The sequence below is a fragment of the Pseudooceanicola endophyticus genome, assembly GCF_018760365.1.
GTDB lineage: Bacteria > Pseudomonadota > Alphaproteobacteria > Rhodobacterales > Rhodobacteraceae > Pseudooceanicola > Pseudooceanicola endophyticus.
In genome coordinates this window covers 74,245-94,465 of sequence record NZ_JAHIAB010000012.1, presented here as the reverse complement: position 1 = coordinate 94,465, position 20,221 = coordinate 74,245, and the positions used below count along the sequence as shown (strand labels likewise).

Below are 20,221 nucleotides of genomic sequence, written 5' to 3'. Positions count from 1 at the left end.
GATCAGACCTCCGATGCGGCGTCGCGGAAGGCCGCGACATGGGCGGCGCCCGGGGGCTGGCCGTTGGTCTTCTCGAAGGCCTTGCGGAACAGCTCTTCGGGCGAAGTGTCCTGCAGGGAGACCGGCGGCGGCGCCTCGGGCGCGGCCTCGGCCCGGCGCACCCGCAGCCCGGCGGGGCGCAGCGGGCGGGCGGCCAGCGCGGTCTCGGCGCGGGCGATCAGCACCGGGGCGGGGGCGGTGGCCTCCAGCTCCAGCTGCACGAAGGGCCGCAGCCCGGGCGCAAGGTCGGGATCGAGCGCCAGCGCCTCCAGCGCGCGTTCCAGATCCTCGATCGCCAGCGCGCCGCGCGCGGGCAGGCGCAGCATTCCGGCGGGACGGGGCAGGGGGCGGTGGCGCGGCTCCAGCCGTCCGTCTTTCAGCTCCAGCACGGTGACGCCGTGGTCATAGCCCGCCTCCGCCGCCGACAGCGGAAAGCACGATCCCGCATAGCGCACCCGCCCGCCATCAAGGCTCTGCGGCCGGTGCAGGTGGCCAAGCGCCACGTAGTCGAAGGCGGCGGGAAAGATGTCGGGAGGCACGGCATGTTCGCCGCCGATCAGGATGCGCCGTTCGGCGCCCTCGCTCTCGGTGCCGCCCTGGCAGTGCAGGTGGCCAAGCGCGATCAGCGGGCGCGGCCCGGCGATGGCCCGGGCTGCCTCGGCCAGCTCCATATGCAGCGCGCGGGCTGCCGCGACCACCGGCGATCCGCGGTCTTCGCCGGCCTCGAAGCGCAGCCCCGGCAGGTCGGCGGCGCGCAGGAAGGGGACGGCGCAGACATGGGCGGCCACCGCCCCCGAGGCATCGGGCAGGTCGATCACATGGGCCGCAGCATCGACCGCCGTGCCGTGGCGCCGCAGGCTGCCCACCACATGCACGTCGAGGCTTTCGAGGATGGCGCGCGGTGCCTCCAGCCGGCCTGCGGGATCGTGGTTGCCGGCAATCATCACGGTGACCAGCCGGGGCCGCACATCGCGGAAGCGCCGCAGCGCGGAATAGAGCAGCCGCTGCGCCTCGCCCGAGGGGTTGATGCCGTCGAAGACATCGCCCGCCACCAGCAGCACGTCGATCTCCTCCTCGGCCAGAACGCCTGCCAGCTGCTCCAGCCAGAGCGCATGTTCGGCGTCCCGGCTCCAGCCGTTCAGCGTCTGCCCGATATGCCAGTCGGCGGTGTGAAGGATCCGCATCTGCCCCCCGGATTTGCCCGTCCGCGACTATGGGCGATCGGGCGGGAAGACGCCAGCACCCGCCCCCTCGCTTTCATCTTTCCCCAAATATGCCGGGGGGAATGGCGCCGGCGGCGCCATGGGGGGCAACGCCCCCCCGCGCCCTCTCCACCCCGGGCAGGGCACAAAGCATCTCATACAGGAAATTCGCCGCGATCACCGCGGTGTTGCCCGCCGGATCATAGGGCGGAGAGACCTCGACCAGATCGCCCCCCACCAGGTTCAGCCCGGCGCAGCCGCGGATGATCTCCAGCCCCTGCTGGGTGGTCAGCCCGCCGACCTCGACCGTGCCGGTGCCGGGCGCGAAGGCGGGGTCGAGGCTGTCGATGTCGTAGCTCAGGTAGACCGGCGCATCGCCGATACGTTCGCGGATCCAGCCCATCAGCGGTGTCAGCGAGCGGTGCCAGCACTCTTCCGCCTGGATGCAGGTCCAGCCCTGCCGCCGCCCCCAGTCGAAATCATCCGCCGCATAGCCGGTGCCGCGCAGACCGATCTGGAACACCTTGTCGTTCTGCAGCAGCCCCTCTTCCCAGGCCCGGCGGAACGGGCAGCCATGGGCGACGGTTTCGCCGAACATCTCCGCGTTGGTGTCGGAATGGGCATCGACATGGATCAGCGCCACCGGCCCGTGGCGTTCCGCCATCGCCCGCAGGATCGGCCAGGTCAGGGTGTGATCCCCCCCCAGCGTCAGCGGGATCACCCCGTGCGAAAGCACCTCGCGGTAGTGATCGGCGATGATGTCCACCGATTTCTTCAGATCGAAGAGGTTGATCGGCACATCGCCGATATCGGCGACCTGAAGATGCTCGAAGGGGGCGGCACCGGTCGCCATGTTGTAGGGCCGGATCATCCGGCTCTCGTCGCGGATCTGGCGCGGGCCCAGCCGCGTGCCGGGCCGGTTCGAGGTGCCGATGTCCATCGGGATCCCCAGAAAGCAGGCATCAAGGCCCGCGGCGCTGTCCTGGGCGGGCAGGCGCATCATGGTGGCGGGGCCGCCGGTGCGGGGCATGGCATTGCCGCCCAGCGGCTGGTTGAAGGGGGAAACACTCATTGGGAAACGGGCATGGCAGGGCTCCTTTGCGCCCAGACTAGGGACGCGCGGGCCGGGGTAAAGCCGCATCCGTCCGCCCGCATGTCCGCGCGCCCGGAGTGCCGGGCAAAGCGGCAGCGCGCCAGCCCCTCGCATCCGGCCTCGACCGATCGTGAGCGGATGCGAGGGGCTGCCCCCTCGACCCCGGGGGCGGGGCGCGGCATTGCACCCCTTCTTCCCGGAGCCAAGCTCCAGACAGAAAGGACCTTTCATGCCGCGTCTCCTGCTTCTCTCGCTGCCGCTTCTGGCCGGACTGGCCGCCTGTGCCCCGATGCCGCGCACCCAGGCCAGCCAGCTCAGCCCCGAGGAGGCCGGTGCGCTTTACAAGACCGGGACCACGGCGCTGGAGGCGGGGGATGCGCGGGCGGCGGCGCGCGCGCTGCTGCCGGCGGCGGGGGCCGGCAATGTGCAGGCCGAGGGGCGGCTGGCGCAGATGTACCTGGCCGGGACCGGCCTGCGCCGCGATCCCGATGCCGCCCGCAGCTGGGCCGAGAAGGCTGCCGGCAAGGGCGATGCGGCCTCCATGCTGACGCTGGGGATCATCTACCGTCAGGGTCTGGGGGTGGCGCCGGACAAGGGGCGGGCGCTGAAATGGCTGCGCCTGGCCGAGCGCAACGGCCAGTGGCGCGCCGGGCGCTACCTGGGGCTTTACGCGCGCGAGGCGGGCGACAACGACAGCGCCGCCTACTGGTTCGGCAAGGCCGCCGCCAAGGGCGACACGATCAGCCAGTACAACCTGGGCCGCGCCTACGAAACCGGGCTGGGCCTGCGGCGCGATTACGGCGCGGCGCGCGAATGGTACGGGCGCGCCGCCGATCAGGGCGGTGCCACCGGCACCGCCGCCAAGGTCGCCCTGGCGCGTCTTTACGAACATGGCGAGGGCGGCCCGAAGGACGCGGCCAGGGCGCGCGACCTTTATACCCGTGCCGCAAATGCCGGCAGCTCCGAGGCCCGCGAGGCGCTGGCGCGGATGAACGCCACGATCTGAGCCGGCACCGGCGGGGCCCCGCCCTGTGCGAAGGTCTAAGGCCCGGGGACATTCCCCGGGGGGAAGGGCTGGGCTATCCTGCCCTTCGGGAGGACCTGACGATGACGAATTCGACCCATGCCGAACGGGTGCTGCGCACCGCCACCGATCCCGCCGCCGCGGCGCGTTCCCGGCTGGCGGCATCCTGGCGGCGGTCCCTGGACCACCACGGGCTGGACCCGGCGCAGCGCCAGGGGGTGCACCGGATCACCGAGGCCGCGCTGGCCGAACACCGGGGCCGCGCCGAGGCGATGCGCCATGTCGCGACGCCGCGGCTGGACGCGCTGTTCCAGCTGGTCGGCACCTCGGGCTGCGCGGTGCTGCTGACCGATGCCCAGGGCGTCGTGCTGGACCTGCGCAGCGCAGAGGGCGACCGCGGCGTCTTCGAAAGCTGGGGGCTCTGGCCCGGGGCCGACTGGTCCGAGGCCTCGGAGGGGACCAACGGCATCGGCACCTGCATCGCCGAGCACCGCCGCATCACCGTGCACCGGGATGAGCATTTCCATGCCCGCAACATCGCCATGAGCTGCATGGACGCGCCGATCTTCGGCCCGGAGGGAGAGCTGATCGGCGCGCTGGACGTGTCCTCGGCGCGGGTCGACCAGACCGAGGGATTCAACCGGCTGATCGCCGCCATGGTGGCCCAGACCGCCCGCCAGATCGAGACGGATACCTTCCGCGCCGCCTTCCGCGAGGCCCGCATCATCGTCGCCGACCAGGACGACAGCGAGGCTGCGGTGCTGCTGGCGGTGGACCAGGACGATATCGTGCAGGGTGCCACCCGGGGCGCGCGCCGGGCCTTCGGGCTGTCCGCCGCCGGACCGCTGGCGGGCTGCCCGGCCAGCGATCTGCTGGGCCGCGACGACGGGCCCCGGGGCTTCGAACGTGCGCAGCGCGCGGCGATGAACCGGGCGCTGGCGCGGGCGGGGGGCAATGTTTCCGAGGCCGCGCGGATGCTGGGCGTCGGCCGCGCCACCCTTTACCGGCGGATGAAGCGGCTCGGGCTGCACTGAGGGGCCGCGACCTGTCTCAGCCCTGAGACAGGTGGCCGGGGTCGCGTGCCGGGGCCCCGGTGCGGTGCAGGATACAGCGTGTCATGTTGGAGCCATGATCCGGTGGAGGACCGGAGCAGAGGAGGACACCATGAACGAGATGACCCAGGTAGGCGTCGGCTACGCCTCGCCCTTCAGGACCCGCTACGACAATTTCATCGGCGGCAAGTTCACCGCCCCCGTGAAGGGCCAGTATTTCGACAACATCACCCCGATCACCGGCGCCAAGGTCTGCGAGGTCGCCCGTTCCAGCGCCGAGGATATCGAGCTGGCGCTGGACGCCGCCCATGCCGCCAGGGAGGCCTGGGGCAAGACCTCGGCGGCGGAGCGCTCGAACATCCTGCTGAAGATCGCCGACCGGATCGAAGAGAACCTCGAGCTGATCGCGACCGCCGAAACCTGGGACAACGGCAAGCCGATCCGCGAGACCACCGCCGCCGACATCCCGCTTTCGGTCGACCATTTCCGCTACTTTGCCGGGGTGCTGCGCGCCCAGGAAGGCAATATGTCGGAGATCGACCACGACACCGTGGCCTATCACTTCCATGAACCGCTGGGCGTCGTCGGCCAGATCATCCCCTGGAACTTCTCGGTGCTGATGGCGGCCTGGAAGCTGGCACCGGCGCTGGCGGCGGGCAACTGCATCGTCATGAAGCCGGCGGAACAGACCCCGGCGGCGATCCTGGTGCTGATCGACTGCATCGCCGACCTGCTGCCCCCGGGCGTGCTGAACATCGTCAACGGCTATGGCGCAGAGGTCGGCGCGGCGCTGGCGCGCAGCCCCCGGATCGCCAAGATCGCCTTCACCGGCTCGACCGAGACGGGCCGCAAGATCATGCAGGCCGCGACCGAGAACCTGATCCCGGTGACGCTGGAACTGGGCGGCAAGTCCCCCAACATCTTCTTCTCGGACGTGATGGCCGAGGATGACGCCTTCCTCGACAAGGCGGTCGAGGGCTTCGTGCTGTTCGCCTTCAACCAGGGCGAGGTCTGCACCTGCCCCTCGCGCGCGCTGATCCAGGAGGACATCTACGAGGAATTCATCAAGCGCTGCATCGCCCGGGTCGAGGCGATCAAGCGCGGCGATCCGCGCGACATGGACACCATGGTCGGCGCCCAGGCCAGCCAGGAACAGCAGGACAAGATCCTGTCCTACCTGACCATCGGCGTCGAGGAAGGCGCCCAGGTTCTGACCGGGGGCAAGGCGGCCTCGGTCGAGGGGCTGGACGGCGGGTTCTACATCGAGCCGACGATCCTGAAGGGCCACAACAAGATGCGGGTCTTCCAGGAAGAGATCTTCGGCCCGGTCGTGTCGGTCACCACCTTCAAGGACGAGGCCGAGGCGCTGGCGATCGCCAATGACACGATGTACGGACTCGGCGCCGGGGTCTGGACCCGCGACGGCACCCGCGCCTACCGTTTCGGCCGCAATATCGAGGCCGGGCGCGTCTGGGTGAACAACTACCACGCCTATCCGGCCCATGCGGCCTTCGGCGGCTACAAGCAGTCCGGCATCGGGCGCGAGACCCACAAGATGATGCTCGACCACTACCAGCAGACCAAGAACATGCTGGTCAGCTACAACCCGAACAAGCTCGGATTCTTCTGATCCATCCCTCCTCAGGACCCGAGCCCGGCTGCCGGCCGACCTCCCCGGTCGGCAGTCCTTATCTCCCCAAAGCCCCGGAGCCGATGGCGCCGGGGCTTCCGGTTTCTCAGCGGGCCTGAAGGCGGGGGGAAAGCTGCGTCACGCTGTCCAGCGCGGGGGCGGGATCGGCTTCGATCCGCTCGATGCGCTTGAGGGCCTGGGTGAAGGTGTCGCGTTCGCGCGCGGGCAGGGCGGGATCGGCCAGCACCGCATGGAGCTGGCGCACGGCGTTCCAGACCCGCAGCGCGTCCAGCCCGTGACGGATCGCCGCCTCGCTGCCCTGGCCGGTGCGCAGGCTGGTGCGGATCAGCCGCAGCACCCGGTGATAGAGGCGTGCCTGCCAGACCCGGCCATTGTCCAGGGCGCGGGGATCGGCGGCAAAGGCGGCGAGATCCTGGCGGGTCATCCGCACCAGCGTCTCGGCGCGCCGTTCGGGGCGGGCGTGGAACATGAAGCGGTACATCACCCAGGCGAACATCGGCGCCATGACCACGCCGACCCCGGCCATGACCGACTGGCCGAAGCTGCCGGTCAGCGGGAAATGCGGCTGCAACGTCAGCAGGAAGACCATGTTGTAGTCGAAGGCGATCGGCACCGTGCGGTGATGCGCCATCACGAAGGCGCCCAGCAGCACGAAGGGCATCATCATCAGGATCAGCTGCACCTCGGCACCGGCATGGGGCCAGAGCAGCCAGCGGCAGGCCAGCATCCCCAGAACCCCGGTGGTCTGGCCGATGCCGACCCATCGCATCATCCGCACCGGGCTTTCGAAGGTCGAAAAGAGTGAGATCATCACCGAAAGGCCCAGCAGCATCAGGTTGCCCGAGCTCCAGCCGCTGACCTGCCAGAACACCCCCACCAGCAGCAGCGCGGTCAGGGCGCGCAGCCCGGCTTCGCGTGCGCCCAGCCAGTCGCGGTGCAGCACGACGGGCGGTTCGGGGCGGGTGGTCGGGGCGGCCTCGGTGGTTTCCAGGCGCGCCAGCGCGTCGCGCAGGTCCGACAGGGCCGCCGCCTGATCGGGATCGGCCAGGTTCACGGCGTCCAGATGGGAGATCGCGGTGTCGAGCTGCCCGTTGCGCAGCGCGCGTGCGGCGGCCGAAAGGTTGGGGCTGGCCGGCGGGCGCCCGGTCTGCATCAGCAGCGCCACCGCCGAGATCAGCACCGCGCGCAGGCTGCGCACCTGCTGGCGCGACCGCAGGGAGCCCGCGGCATGGGGATCCAGCCCCTCCTCGATGGCGGCGATGCGTTCCAGAAGTGCGGCGCGCGGGGTGCCCGAGGCACCGCCCGGGACGCCAAGCTGCGTCAGGATGTCGGCGACGAGGGTGCGGATATCGGCGCGCAGCCCGGCGGCGGGATTGATCCGGCCCGCCAGCAGCAGCCCCACCAGCGTGGCCACGACGACCCCGGTCAGCACGGTTGCGACCCGGTCGGCCCCGATGGCAAGCACGTGATCGGGCTGGCCGATGTCGATCAGAGAGACCATGGCGGCGGAATAGCCCGCCAGCACCGCGCCATAGGCCACGAAGCCGCGCAACAGGTTCGTCGTCGCCGTGCACAGCGCCACCCAGAGCGCCAGGCCCGCCACCATCAGCAGCGGCTCGACCCGGTAGGCCTGCACCAGCAGGATGCCGACGGCCGCCCCCGCCAGCGTGCCGAGGATGCGGAACAGGCTTTTTTCCAGCAGCTGGCCGCGCAGCGGCTGGGAGGCCGCCCAGACCGACATTGCCGCCCATTGCGGGTGGTGCAGTCCAAGCGCCCAGGCCAGCAGCAGCGCCAGGCAGGCGGCAATTGCCGTGCGGCCCGCGAAGGCCAGCTTGCCCGGATCGAAACCGAGCCGTTCGAGGACCGAGGTCATGTCCGTTTCCTTTTCGGGTCGGCGTCGTGGATGCGGGTCTCGATGCGCTCGAAGGCCTCGATCATCGCGGCTAGGGTGGCATCGTCGAGATCGGCCAGCATCTCGGACTCGATCCCCTGGAGGCGGTCGCGGATGCGCGCCACCTCGGAGCGGCCCAGATCGGTCAGCAGGATGCGGCGGGCGCGGCGGTCGGCGGGATCGACGCGGCGTTCGATCAGGGCGCGCTTTTCCAGCAGGTCCAGCAGCCGCACCAGGCTGGAGGCATCCAGCCCGACCCGTTCGGCCAGTTCGGCCTGGCTGACATCGTCGCCGCCGAGTGCGAGGTTGACCAGCGGCGCCCAGCTGGCGTCGCTCAGCCCCGATTGGGCAAGGTCATGGTCGATCATGCGGCGCCACTGGCGCGCCATGGTCACGAAGCGGTAGCCGAAGCGCGTGCGCGGAGTCTCCTGCATGGGTAGATGCGATTCCAAATGATTTGAATTGCAATCTATTTGCCATGGAGAGGCCCGCCCGGCAAGGGGCCTGCCGGGCGGAAGAGGGGCTTAGCCCTCGGCCAGCCCGGCCACCGCCACCAGCGCCTTCAGCCCGGCGCGCAGCCCGCGCAGCGACAGGGTGGGTTCGACATCGATCCATTCCTCAAGGGTGTGCGCGCGGTCGCCGGACCCGCCATGAGAGAATTTCACCGCCGGAATGCCCAGCGACATCGGGATGTTGGCATCGGTGGAAGAGGTGTCCATCCTGGGTGTGAACCCTTCCGAGCGGATCGCGGCGAGGCTGGCAAGGACGATCTCGGCGGTTTCGGGGGTGGCACCGGCGGGGCGATGGCCCAGGGGCAGGATCTCGGCGGTGACGGCGCCGGCGGCGGTGTCGCCCCGGGCGTTCTCGGCCGCGACGGCTTCGTCCACCAGGGTGCGCAGCTGGGCCTCCAGGTCGGCCAGGATCTCGGCGCTTTCAGAGCGCAGGTCGACGCCCAGGCTGACCTCGGCGGGGATGGCGTTGATGCCGGTCCCGCCCGAAAGCGTGCTGGCGCACCAGGTGCTGCGCGGGCTGGGCGGGGCGGACAGACGGCTGATCCCGTCCAGCACCCGGCCCAGGGCATAGGCCGGGTTGACCCGCCCGAAGTTCGACAGGCTGTGTCCGCCCGGTCCGCGCAGCACGACCCGGCTGCGCAGCGAACCGACGGCGCCGATGGTCAGGTCCGCGGTCTCGATCCCGTCGAAGGTGAAGAAGGCGGCGATGCGCCCGGCCCAGGGCCCCTTGGTGAAAAGGTGGCGGATGCCGCGCAGATCGCCCAGCCCCTCCTCTCCGACATCGGCGACGAAGAGGATGTCCTGCCGGGTGTCGACCCCGCCCGCCTGAAGCGCGCCGAGGAAGGCCAGCAGGGCCGCCAGGCCCCGGGTGTCATCGCCGATGCCGGGGGCAAAGAGCCGGGTCCCCTCGCGCCGGACGGTGACATCGGTGCCGGCGGGAAACACGGTGTCCAGGTGGGCGGCGGCGACGATCACCGGGCCGTCGGGGGCTCCGGTGCCGCGTCGCAGCGCGGTGACATTGCCCTCGGCGTCGATCTCGGGGGTCAGGCCCAGGGCGCGGAAACGCGCGGCCATGGCGGCGGCGCGCTCGGCCTCCTGGAAGGGTGGGGCGGGGATCTGGGTCAGGGCGACGATCTCGTCCACGAAGTGGTCGTGGTTGGTGGCAAGATGGTCGAGGGCCGCGCGCAGGCGGGGGCTGTCGGGGAGGGGGAAGTCGGTCATGACGGCGCCTTTCGGGGATCGGATGGCGCATCCTTCCGCCTTGGCGCCGGAAAGGCCAGAGCCGCCCCCCGGGATCAGCCCCGGGCGGCGCGGTTGTGGAAGGCGTAGCGCAGCGGCTGCACAGCATCCGGATCGTCAAGGCCCGCCGCCTCCGCGCAGCGGCGCGGAAAATCGAAGGCGCGCAGCATCTCGGTGCCCACGGCCACCAGATCGGCCTGGCCCTGCGCGATGAGGTCGAGCGCCTGGCGCGGTGCATGGATGCCGCCCACCGCCATGGTCGCCAGCCCGGTTTCGGCGCGCAGCCGGGCGGCCATGCCGTGCTGGCCGGTCAGCGCCGCGCCGAGGGCGGCGCCGTTGGTGCCCGGGGCGATGCCGCCGGCGGAACAGTCGATCAGGTCGACGCCGGCCTCTTTCAGGCCCTCGGCCAGCCGCAGCGTGTCCTCCAGCGTCAGCCCGCCCGCGACCCGGTCGATGCAGGAGGCGCGGTAGAACAGCGGCATGGCATCGGGCATGGCGGCGCGCAGTCCGCGGGCCACTTCCAGCGGCAGACGCATCCGGGCCTCGGGGCAGGCGCCATAGCCGTCCTCGCGCCGGTTCGACAGCGGCGACAGGAAGCTGTGCAGCAGGTAGCCATGGGCGCCGTGCAGCTCGATGAAGTCGAAACCGGCGGCGATGGCGCGCCGGGCGGCGGCAACATAGGCGGCGCGCAGCGCGGCCAGGTCGGCCAGGCCAAGCGCGCGGGGCACCGGCCAGCCCGGGGCATGTGGCAGCGCCGAGGGCGCGACCGGCTGCCAGCGATCGGCCTGGCCGGCGGGCAGCGGCGCGCCGCCGTCCCAGGGCGCGGCGCAGGCGCCCTTGCGCCCGGCATGGCCCAGCTGGATCCCGGCGCGGGCGCCGTGGCGGTGCAGCGCGGCGACGATCCGGGCCAGCCCCGGCACATGGGCCTCGTCCCACAGGCCCAGGCAGGCGGGGGTGATGCGGCCCTCGGGCAGGATGGCGGTGGCCTCGACCACGGCGGCCCCAAGGCCCGACATGGCCATGTGGGCATAGTGATCGACATGCCAGTCCCCGGCCAGCCCGTCGCGGGCCGCATACTGGCACATCGGCGACAGCACCAGCCGGTTCGCGAACTCGAGGCCGCGGATCCGCAGCGGGGTGAACAGGCCGGCCGGGGCCCGGGACATCAGAGGTCCCGCAGCAGCGAGGTGTCGAACATCTCGGGCGTGGCGGGGATGCCGACGGCGTTCAGCGTTTCCAGCGTCTTGGCGATCCAGCTGTCGCTCATCGAGAAGACGCCGCCCTTGGCCTTGATCAGGTCGACCTGGATCTTGGAGTGGAAGGCGGTCATGTCGGGGGTGTAGCCGTTGCCCTTGAACCAGCTGTCCTGCCAGTGCAGCGCTGCCTGACCGGGGGCCTGGAACTCGGTCTCCCAGCCCTTGCGGGAGGCGCGCAGGAAGCCCACCAGATCCGCGCGCCGCTTTGCCAGCGTCTCTTCGGTGACGCAGACCAGGTTCTGCCCGTAGACCAGCCCGGCATCCGAGAACAGGATGTAATCGGCCTTCTTGTGGGCCGCCTGACCGATGACATAGGGCATCGAGGTCATGAAATCGACGATGGCGTCGACCTCGCCCAGCACCAGCGGGGTGGGGTCGAAAGTATAGGGCACGATCTTGATCTTGTCGGCGTCGATCTTGTCATGCTTGAGCAGGATGCGGAACAGTTCGGTGTTGAGCGGCGGGCAGGCGACGGTGCGCCCTTCCAGATCCTTCAGGGTGCGGATGCCGCTGTCCTCGAGGAAGATCACCGCGTCGGGGCTTTTCTGGAACTGCGCGCCGATCACCTTGAAGGGGGCGCCCTTGCCAAAGATCGCCTCGGCGGTTTCGGGCGGAGAGGTCAGCGCCACATCCGCCTTGCCGGTCAGCAGCGCGGCCTGCGGGATCACGTCCGGCCCGCCGGGAATATAGTCGATCTCAAGCCCCTCGGCTGCGTAGTAGCCGTCTTCCATGGCGATGTAATAGCCGTTGAACTCCGGGTCGTTGACCCAGATCGCCTGCAGCGCAAGGCGGCTGGTGGCGGCCTGGGCGGCGCGGCCCGGCAGCAGCGCGGCGCTGGCAAGGCCGCCAAGGGCGGCGGCGGTGAAGGCACGACGGCTGAGCTGGGTCATCTGGGATCCTGAAACTGAAGGCTGGGGCTGCAAGGGTGGCGCCATATAGAAACTTGACCATGGATGCGTCAATACTTGCCTTGACGTGCGAAGGCGGCTAGGCAGCGGGCCTGATCCCGGCCCCCTCCGCTTTGCAGGAACCCCCATGCCCGCTTGTCCGATCCCGCGTCTGCTGCCCCGGCTCTGGCCGCTGGCGGTGGTGCTGGCGGGGCTGGCGCTGTGGCAGGGGCTGGGCAGCGGCACGCTTTGGGGGCGCCACATCCTGTCGACGCCGCCGCAGATCCTGGGCGACCTGTGGCAGGCGCGCCCGCTGTACCTGCTGCACGGCGCGGCGACGCTGCGCGCGGCGGCGGCGGGCTTTGCGATGGGCTGCGGCACCGCCTTCCTGGCGGCGCTGGCCTTCTGCCGCTGGCCGCTGCTGGAGCGCGCGCTGCGCGGGATCAACATCGCGATCTACACCATCCCCGCCATCGTCGTCGGCCCGCTGCTGGTGCTGTTCCTGCGCGGCGATGCCCCCCAGGCGGTGCTGGCCGCGCTGATGAGCTACTTTCCCGCCATGTCGGTGATGCTGATGGGGCTGCGGCGGGTCGATCCGGGGCTGCGGGCGCTGGTGGCGGTCTATGGCGGCGGCGAGGCCGCCCTGCTGCGCCATGTCCGCCTGCGCGGCGCTCTGCCGGAGATCCTTGCGGCGCTGCGGCTGGCGGCGCCGCTGTCGGTTCTGGGCGCGGTGCTGGGAGAGTTCGGCTCGGGTGCGCGCTTCGGCTTCGGGGCCTTCCTGCTCTCGACGCTGGCGCAGGCCAACCCGGCGCGGCTCTGGGGGATCGCGTTGGCGACCTCGGCGATCGCGGGGGCGGGCTACCTGCTGTTCCGGGGACCGGGGCGGGACCGGCTGGCGGCGCCGCTGGGCGCCGCCCTGCCCGAGGGCGCGCCGGTCGGTGGATCGCGCCTGCTCTGGGCCGTGGTGGCGATGGCGCTGCCGGGTCTGCTCTGGGCGCTGGCCACGCGGCTGAGCGCGCTGCCCGCCCTGATCGCCCCGCCCCCGGCCGAGGTGCTGGCCTACCTGGTGACCCCCGAGGCGCGCCCGCTCTGGCAGGCGCTGGCGCAGACGCTGCCGCTGGCGGGGCTGGGGCTGCTGGCGGGGATGGCGCTGGCCATGGGGCTGGCCGCGCTTGGAGTGTTGGCGCCGCGGCTGGCGCGGGGGCTGATGGGCGCGGCGCTGGTGGTGCAGAACACGCCGCTGATCGCCATGGTGCCCTTCGTGGTGCTGGTCTTCGGACGCGGCACGGCGGCTTCGGTGGTGCTGGCGATGCTGGTGGTGTTCTTCCCGGCCTACGTGGTTCTGGCGCGGGGCATGGCGGCGGTGCCGCAGGCGGCGCGCGACCTGCTGGCGGTCTACGGCGGATCGCGCTGGCAACTGCTGTGGCGCCTGGCACTGCCCTGGTCGCTGGGCCATGCCTTCACCGCCCTGCGGATGGTGGCGCCGATGGCGCTGCTGGGGGTGATGGTGGCGCAATGGCTGGTCACCGGCACCGGCCTTGGCAACCTGCTGAACGTGGCGCGGGCCAGGATGGATTACCATGCGATCTGGGGCGGCGCGCTGCTGTCGGTGCTGATCGCGGGACTGGCCTACGAGGGCGTGGGCCTGCTGGAACGGCGCTGGCGACGCTGAGCCGGGGCCACCCGCGAGGCGCGTGAAGGAAGCCGCATCTGCACGCGGGGCGGGCGCCTTCGCCACATCGCGGGAACGTCACCCGGAATCCGGCGCCTCAAACCCGGAAGCTATTCCAATTCTTCACATCCCGGTGTCATGGTAGCGATCACTTCACGACCGAAAAGAGGCTTGGGACAGCGTGGGCGGATCCGGATTCCGAATTAGAAACATCACTTATGGAACGGCTCTGGCGCTGATGATCGGCTGGGTGCTCTGGGTCGGCCAGCCGGTGCTGGTGCCGGTGCTGGCGGCGCTGATCTCGGTCTATGTGCTTTCGGCGGCTGCCGCCTCAATGGAGCGGGTGCCGCTGCTTGGCCGGCTGCCGCCCTGGGTGCGCCGGGCGCTGGTGCTGGTGCTTTTCGCGCTGGCGGTGGTGCTGTTCTTCATCCTGGTGATCAACAACCTGAGCCAGGTCGCCTCGGCGCTGCCGAAATACGAGCAGAACCTTGAGACGCTGATCACCCAGCTGGCCGGCATGGCCGGGATCGAGGACCAGCCCACCTGGGAGAACGTGCGCAGCGCCACCTTCGATCGCATCAACTTCGGCGCCTACATCACCCCGGCGCTGCTGTCGCTGCGCGGCCTCGGCACCATGCTGTTCCTCGTCGTGCTGTACGCCGCCTTCTTCATGGCCGAACGCGGGGTGCTGGCGAAGAAGGTCGTCATCGCCATGGGCGGAGAGGAAAAGGGCGACCGCGCCCTGGACCTGCTGGGCCGCATCAACGAGCGGATCGGCGGCTACCTTCTGGTCAAGACCACGCTGAATGGCATCCTCGGGGCGATTTCCTACGTGGTGCTGCTGGTGCTGGGGATCGAGTTCGCGCTGTTCTGGAGCGTGCTGATCGCCTTCCTGAACTACATCCCCTACATCGGGTCCCTGGTGGGGGTGGTCTTCCCGGTTCTGCTGAGCCTCGCGCAGTTCGGCGATATCTGGATGTCGGTGCTGGTGATGGTCTGCCTGACCATCGCGCAGATGTTCGTCGGCGCCTATCTGGAACCGCGCATGATGGGGCGGGCCTTCAACCTGTCGCCCTTCGTGGTGCTGCTGGCCCTGGCGGTCTGGAGCACGATCTGGGGCATCGCGGGCGCGGTGCTGGCGGTGCCGATGACCGCCTCGATGGTCCTCGTCTTCGCCGAGATCAAGGCGACGCGGCCGGTCGCGGTGCTGCTGTCGGGCACGGGCCGGGTCTGAGCCGCCAAAGCTTCCGGCAGGCCGAGGAGAAAGCGGGCAGTTTGCCCGCTTTCGTCGTTTCGGGGGGGCAAAGCCGTGCCGCGTGCTGGCACGGGGGCCGGGGCGGGGCCAGTCTTGTCACGGGGAAGAGCGGCGAGGAGGCGCCTCATGACATATGCGACGGTGATCGGGGGGACGCGCCATGTGTTCGCCTCCCTGCGGGAGCTTCTGGCGAAGGCCAGCCCGGAGCGGTCAGGCGACCAGCTGGCGGGGCTGGCGGCGGAAGGTCCGGTGGAGCGGCTGGCGGCGCGCATCGCGCTGGCCGACCTGCCGCTGCGCGCCTTCCTGGAGCAGGACGTGATGGGGGTGGAGGGCGACGAGGTGACGGCGCTGATCTTTGCCCGCCACGACCCGGGTGCCTTCGCGCCCGTCGCTGCCCTGACGGTCGGAGAGTTCCGCGACTGGCTGCTGTCGCCGGCGGCGGATGAACGCGCGCTGGCCGCGCTTCGCTGGGGCCTGACCCCGGAGATGGTGGCGGCGGTCTCGAAACTGATGCGGATCCAGGACCTTGTGGCGGTGGCCTCGAAGGTGAAGGTGGTGACGCGGTTTCGCAATACGCTGGGCCTGCCGGGGCGGATGGCGACCCGCAACCAGCCCAACCACCCGACCGATGACAGCCGGGGCATTCTGGCCTCGGCGGTGGACGGGCTGCTGCTGGGCACCGGAGACGCGGTGATCGGCGTCAACCCGGCGACCGACACGGTGGAGGATTACATCCGCATCGTCTCTCTGCTGGAAGAGTTGCGGCTGACCCTCGACATCCCGACGCAGCATTGCTGCCTGGGCCATGTCGGCGTGGCGCTGGAGGCGATGGGGCAGGGGGCGCCGGTGGATCTGGTGTTCCAGTCGATCGCCGGGACGCAGCAGGCCAACACCGGCTTCGGGCTGGACCTGGCGCTGCTGCACGAGGCGCGCGAGGCCGCGCTGGCGCTGAACCGCGCACCTGCCGGCGCCAACGTGATGTATTTCGAAACCGGGCAGGGGGCGGCGCTGTCGGCGGGGGCGCATCACGGCATGGACCAGCAGACGCTGGAGGCCCGCGCCTATGCGGTGGCGCGCGAATTCGATCCGCTGCTGGTCAACTCCGTGGTGGGGTTCATCGGGCCGGAGTACCTTTACAACGGCAGGCAGATCCTGCGCGCGGGGCTGGAGGATCATTTCTGCGGCAAGCTGCTGGGCCTGCCGATGGGGGTCGACGTCTGCTATACCAACCACGCCGATGCCGATCAGGAGGACATGGACAGCCTGCTGATCACGCTGGTCGCCGCCGGGGTGAATTTCGTCATCACCGTGCCCGGGGCCGATGACATCATGCTGAACTATCAAAGCCTTTCGGCCCATGACGCGGTTTTCGTGCGCGAGACGCTGCGCCGTCCCCCGGCGCCTGAATTCGAGGATTGGCTGGTCGGCATGGGGGTGATGGATTGCGGCGGGCGCACCAGCGACGGGGCGGCGCTGGTGGAGCGGCTGCGTGGCGTGCCAATGCTGGCGGCTGCGCAATGAGCCCCCGCGCCCTGTCGGAACGGCTGCGCGCGATGACCGAGGCACGGGTGATGCTGGGGCGCGCGGGCGGCGGGATGCCGACCCGGGCGGTGCTGGATTTCGCGCTGGATCATGCCCGCGCGCGCGAGGCCGTCTGGTCCGAGATGGATCTGCCGGCCCTGCGCGCGGCGCTGGCCGGTTATCCGCTGGCCGAGGTGGTCAGCGCGGCGGGGGATCGGGAAACCCATGTGCGCCGCCCGGATCTGGGGCGGCAGCTGGCCGCCGGGACGCGGCTGGCCCTGCCGCCCTCGGATCTGGTGATCGTGGTCGCGGACGGGTTGTCGGCGATGGCGGTCGATGCCCATGCGGCGCAGGTGGTGCACGCCCTTCAGGCGCTGCGCGAGACTGCCGCGCCGGTGGTGCTGGCACGCCAGGCCCGCGTGGCGCTTGGTGACCAGATCGCTGCGCGGGCCGGGGCGCGCGCGGTGGTGGTGCTGATCGGGGAACGTCCGGGGCTGTCGGCTGCCGACAGCCTGGGCGCCTATGTCACCTGGGCGCCGGAACCGGGGCTGCCCGACAGCCGCCGCAACTGCCTGTCGAACATCCGCAGCGGGGGCCTTGATCCGCAGGAGGCCGCCCATCGCATCGCCGCGCTGCTGGCGCAGATGGCACGGGAGGGGACCTCGGGCGTGGGGCTGAAACGCGAACCGCCCCTGCCGGGACAGAGCGCCAGGGCCCTGCCCGGAGGGGCGGAAAGGTAGCGCGCCGTGGCGGCGCGCTGCCGAAGGATCAGAAGGACTTGCTGAGCGACACGTTGAAGGTGCGCGGCTCGCCCTGGAAGTTGAACACCGTCGTGCTGCCGACGCGGGTGTAGTAGGCCTTGTCGAAGACGTTATCCACGCCGAACTGCAGCGTCAGGTCGTTGTCGAAGTGCTTCTTCGCCATCAGGTCCACCACGCCGTAGCCCGGGGCGGTGATGCCGTTGGAGGAGAAGTCGGACATCGTGGTCAGGCGTCCGCCGAAGCTCCAGCCGGAAAGCGCGCCCTCGGTCACGTCGTAGGAGGCCTGGATCTTGAACATGTGCTCGGGCGTGTAGGTCGAGAAGGTCTCGCCCTCGTCGTCGCCGTTCAGATATTCGGTGTGGGTGTAGGTGTAGCCCGCCGAGAGGTGCAGGTTCTGGGTCACTTCGCCGGCCACCGTCAGCTCGACCCCTTTCGATTCCACCTTGCCCGAGGCGACGTAGTAGTCGTCCACCGAGGTCGGGCGGTTCACTTCGCGCAGGTCGAAGATCGCGGCCGAGACGTTCAGGCCATAGGCCAGGGACGCCTTCACGCCGGTTTCGAACTGGCGGCCTTCGACCGGGTCCAGCAGCTTACCGCTGGCATCGGTGTAGGACTGCGGAATGAAGATCGAGGAATAGCTGGCGTAGAGCGTGGTCGAGGGGCTCAGGTCATAGGTGACGCCGGCGAACGGGGTCACATGGCCCGAGACATCATAGGAGGACGTGCTGGAAGAGCCGGTGGACAGCGTCGTCGCGGTGCTGTCGCCCTCGTACCAGCTGAGGCGCGCGCCGCCGATGAAGGTAAGCGGTTCGATCGGCGAGAGGCGCAGCTGGGTGTAGAGCCCCTTGGAGATCGTGTCGGTCTTGGTGCGGGTGGAATAGTCCACGTCCGGCGCCGAGGCCGCGCTGGCGTCCCAGTCGTCCAGGTCGAAGGTGCCCGAGATCGCGCCGCGCGCCTGGTACATGGTGCTTTCGACATGCTGCCAGTCGGCACCCACGATGGCGTTGCCGGCCCAGCTGCCCAGTTCGAACGGGGTCTCCAGGTGCGCATCCAGTGCCAGGCTGTCCTGGTGGAAGTCGCGCGCCAGCCAGGCCAGACGGGAGATCGTGTTGTCCTCGGAGGCGGCGGAGCCGGAATAGGCGTAGAGGAAGTTCGCGTCCTGCACCGAGCGGCGCATGGAGAACTTCAGCCGCGCGCCATTGTCGAAGTGATGTTCGGCGGCGACCACGTAGTCGTTGGTGTTGTTCTCGAAGTTGTTCCAGTCCATCACCGTGGTGGCAGAGCTGTCGGCGTCGATCAGCGTGCCGTCGGAATAGGTCGGCAGGCCGTTGTAGGGGGTGATGTCGCGTTCCATGTGGCTGACCGAGAAGGTCAGCTTGGTGTCCGGCGTCACGTCCCAGGCGACGGTGCCGTAAAGTGATTTCACGCCGTTGGTCACGCCGTCGACCCAGCTGTCGCCATCGCCGTAGGCGGCGACGAAGCGACCGCGCAGGGTGCCGTCCTTGTTGAGCGCGCTGGAGATATCAAACTCGCCGCGCATCTGGCCGTTCGAATCCGCCGAGACCTTGGCATAGCCGGTCTTCTCGGTGGCATTGGCCTGCTTGAGGCGCATGTTGATCGCGCCGGCGGGTTCGCCGGTGCCGATGAACAGGCCCGCCGGACCCTTCAGGACCTCGACGTGATCGACGATCGAAAGGTCGGGCTGGGTGCCGTAGATCGAGCTGACCGGCGCGGGCAGGCCGTCGAAGTAGAGGTAGTCGAACTCGTAACCGCGCGAATAGATCGAGGAACGGCCGACGTTGTTGTTCAGGATCATGATGCCGGGGGTGTCCGACAGCGCGGTCTCAAGGGCGGTGTAATCGCCGTCCTCGATCTGCTTGCGGGTCACCACGGCGGTCGACTGGGGCACCTCGCGGGCCTCCATCGCGGCCTTCTCGCCGACCGAGACCACGTCCGAGGTGTAGCTGTCGGTATCCTCGGTCTCGTAGCTGGAGCCCTTGATCGCGATGGCGTCGAGGTTGATCGCGTCCTGGGCGAAGGCCGGGCTGGCAAGCGCGGTCGTGGCCAGCAGGAACGCCAGCGAATGTCGCGTGAAGGCGGGCATGTCGTCACTGTCCTTGTAATTCTGAGTAATTCAGTCGATTATTAGGACGCCAGCGCATCGCCAGCCAGCGGCTTTCCTTTCCGGGGACGGTCGAAAACTTTCGCCAGACGGTCAGAATGGAAGGTGCGGGCGCGATGGTCAGTCGGGGACTTCAGGTCAATGGGCGGGATCTTGCCGCGCAGGGCGCGAGCATCGGCGGGGCGCTGCCGCTTCCCGAAGGTGTGACCGGCCGCCAGGAGGTGCTGCCCTCGGGCGCGCTTCTGGAGGTGCTGAGCGGCGCCCCGGCGGCGCGCAGCGCCCAGACCCGGATGCGCCCCGAGGGGCTGGCGCTGTATCTGGTGACCGAGGGGCGCATTCCCGCGCAGGTGGCGGGGCTGCCGCTGGATCTGGCCCGCGCCCCGGGGCGTCCGGCGCATGTGGTGCTGAGCGCCCTTGAGGCCCCCGCCGAGGCGCGCCACCGGATGGCCGCCGGGCAGCGGATCGGGCTTCTGACGTTGCGGCTGGGCTGGGACTGGCTGGCGGCGCGCGGCCTTTCACGCGACGCCGTCCTGGCGGGGCGGGCGCATCGCTGCGACAGCTGGCTGGCCGCGCCGGGCGATGTCTTCCGTGCCGAGGCGCTGATCCGTGCCGAGGGCAGTGCCGAGGCCGACAGCCCGGTCCTGACCCTGCGCCGCGAGGCGCTGGCGCTGTCGCTGCTGGCCCAGGCCAGCGAGGTGCTGCTGGGCACCCCCGACGGGCTGCGCCCGACCGAGCGCGAAAGGCTGCGCCGGATGGAGGATCTTGCGACCCGCCCCGGCCCCCTGCCGACGCTGGAGGACATCGCCGCCGCCGGACGGATGAGCGTCTCGTCCATGCAGCGGCTGTTCCAGCGCGCCCATGGTCAGGCGGTGCTGGGCTGGGCGCGAGGGGCGCGGATGCAGCAGGCCACCGCCGCGCTGCGCCGGGGCGAAAGCGTGGCCGAGGCCGCCCGGATCGCGGGCTATGCCACCCCGGCCGCCTTCTCCACCGCCTTCCGGGAGCTGACCGGAACCCCGCCCTCGCGCTTTGCGAAGGCGGGCTGAG

Annotated in this window: 16 protein-coding genes; 8 read left to right on the top strand and 8 right to left on the bottom strand. The window is 70.3% G+C overall.

Annotation, left to right across the window (positions count from 1 at the left end; genetic code table 11):
- Positions 1-2: 2 nt before the first annotated feature.
- Together KM176_RS19085 and speB are read right to left on the bottom strand one after the other, a co-directional pair.
- On the bottom strand, positions 3-1,223 hold the full coding sequence (locus tag KM176_RS19085) for an exonuclease SbcCD subunit D (protein ID WP_160895718.1): 1,221 nt from the start codon (positions 1,221-1,223) through the stop codon (positions 3-5).
- Between the two features lie 73 nt (positions 1,224-1,296).
- Positions 1,297-2,313 carry an agmatinase gene (gene speB / locus KM176_RS19080; RefSeq protein WP_160895719.1) on the bottom strand — a complete coding sequence of 339 codons (1,017 nt, stop codon included), beginning with the start codon at positions 2,311-2,313 and terminating at the stop codon, positions 1,297-1,299.
- Between the two features lie 250 nt (positions 2,314-2,563).
- Between speB and KM176_RS19075 the strand changes: the two genes are divergently transcribed.
- The 3 genes from KM176_RS19075 to adh all read left to right on the top strand — a co-directional run bounded on the left by KM176_RS19075 (position 2,564) and on the right by adh (position 6,040).
- Complete coding sequence (locus tag KM176_RS19075; RefSeq protein ID WP_160895720.1) at positions 2,564-3,340, top strand: tetratricopeptide repeat protein; 777 nt, start codon at positions 2,564-2,566, stop codon at positions 3,338-3,340.
- 101 nt (positions 3,341-3,441) lie between these two features.
- A complete protein-coding gene (locus tag KM176_RS19070) occupies positions 3,442-4,392 on the top strand; it encodes a GAF domain-containing protein (protein ID WP_160895721.1) in 951 nt (316 codons plus the stop codon).
- 130 nt (positions 4,393-4,522) lie between these two features.
- A complete protein-coding gene (gene adh / locus KM176_RS19065; RefSeq protein ID WP_160895722.1) occupies positions 4,523-6,040 on the top strand; it encodes an aldehyde dehydrogenase in 1,518 nt (505 codons plus the stop codon).
- Between the two features lie 106 nt (positions 6,041-6,146).
- On the opposite strand, the gene KM176_RS19060 is transcribed toward adh, so the two are convergent.
- The 5 genes from KM176_RS19060 to KM176_RS19040 form a co-directional block, all read right to left on the bottom strand.
- Complete coding sequence (locus KM176_RS19060) at positions 6,147-7,934, bottom strand: FUSC family protein (RefSeq protein WP_160895723.1); 1,788 nt, start codon at positions 7,932-7,934, stop codon at positions 6,147-6,149.
- Positions 7,931-8,386 carry a MarR family winged helix-turn-helix transcriptional regulator gene (locus KM176_RS19055; protein WP_160895724.1) on the bottom strand — a complete coding sequence of 152 codons (456 nt, stop codon included), beginning with the start codon at positions 8,384-8,386 and terminating at the stop codon, positions 7,931-7,933. The genes KM176_RS19060 and KM176_RS19055 overlap by 4 nt, the downstream gene beginning before the upstream one ends.
- Positions 8,387-8,476: 90 nt before the next feature.
- On the bottom strand, positions 8,477-9,685 hold the full coding sequence (locus KM176_RS19050) for a M20/M25/M40 family metallo-hydrolase (RefSeq protein WP_160895725.1): 1,209 nt from the start codon (positions 9,683-9,685) through the stop codon (positions 8,477-8,479).
- 74 nt (positions 9,686-9,759) lie between these two features.
- Positions 9,760-10,869 (bottom strand): oxidoreductase, encoded by a 1,110-nt coding sequence (locus KM176_RS19045; protein WP_160895726.1) that lies wholly within the window; start codon positions 10,867-10,869, stop codon positions 9,760-9,762.
- Entirely contained in the window at positions 10,869-11,849 is a 981-nt protein-coding gene (locus tag KM176_RS19040; RefSeq protein WP_160895727.1) for an ABC transporter substrate-binding protein, read from the bottom strand. The genes KM176_RS19045 and KM176_RS19040 overlap by 1 nt, the downstream gene beginning before the upstream one ends.
- A gap of 145 nt (positions 11,850-11,994) precedes the next feature.
- On the opposite strand from KM176_RS19040, the gene KM176_RS25200 reads away from it, so the two are divergent.
- The 4 genes from KM176_RS25200 to eutC all read left to right on the top strand — a co-directional run bounded on the left by KM176_RS25200 (position 11,995) and on the right by eutC (position 17,034).
- A complete protein-coding gene (locus tag KM176_RS25200; RefSeq protein ID WP_160895728.1) occupies positions 11,995-13,518 on the top strand; it encodes an ABC transporter permease in 1,524 nt (507 codons plus the stop codon).
- Between the two features lie 238 nt (positions 13,519-13,756).
- Positions 13,757-14,752 carry an AI-2E family transporter gene (locus KM176_RS19030; RefSeq protein WP_160895729.1) on the top strand — a complete coding sequence of 332 codons (996 nt, stop codon included), beginning with the start codon at positions 13,757-13,759 and terminating at the stop codon, positions 14,750-14,752.
- Between the two features lie 147 nt (positions 14,753-14,899).
- Positions 14,900-16,294, top strand: a complete 1,395-nt coding sequence (locus tag KM176_RS19025) for an ethanolamine ammonia-lyase subunit EutB (protein WP_160895730.1) — start codon at positions 14,900-14,902, stop codon at positions 16,292-16,294.
- Positions 16,291-17,034 carry an ethanolamine ammonia-lyase subunit EutC gene (gene eutC / locus KM176_RS19020; protein ID WP_160895731.1) on the top strand — a complete coding sequence of 248 codons (744 nt, stop codon included), beginning with the start codon at positions 16,291-16,293 and terminating at the stop codon, positions 17,032-17,034. Before KM176_RS19025 ends, eutC begins: the two co-directional genes overlap by 4 nt.
- A gap of 28 nt (positions 17,035-17,062) precedes the next feature.
- Here the strand turns inward: eutC and KM176_RS19015 are convergent, their stop codons facing one another.
- On the bottom strand, positions 17,063-19,159 hold the full coding sequence (locus KM176_RS19015) for a TonB-dependent siderophore receptor (RefSeq protein ID WP_160895732.1): 2,097 nt from the start codon (positions 19,157-19,159) through the stop codon (positions 17,063-17,065).
- A gap of 134 nt (positions 19,160-19,293) precedes the next feature.
- Here KM176_RS19015 and KM176_RS19010 point away from each other — a divergent pair, with 134 nt between their 5' ends.
- Positions 19,294-20,220 carry a helix-turn-helix transcriptional regulator gene (locus KM176_RS19010; RefSeq protein ID WP_160895733.1) on the top strand — a complete coding sequence of 309 codons (927 nt, stop codon included), beginning with the start codon at positions 19,294-19,296 and terminating at the stop codon, positions 20,218-20,220.
- Position 20,221 lies beyond the last annotated feature (1 nt).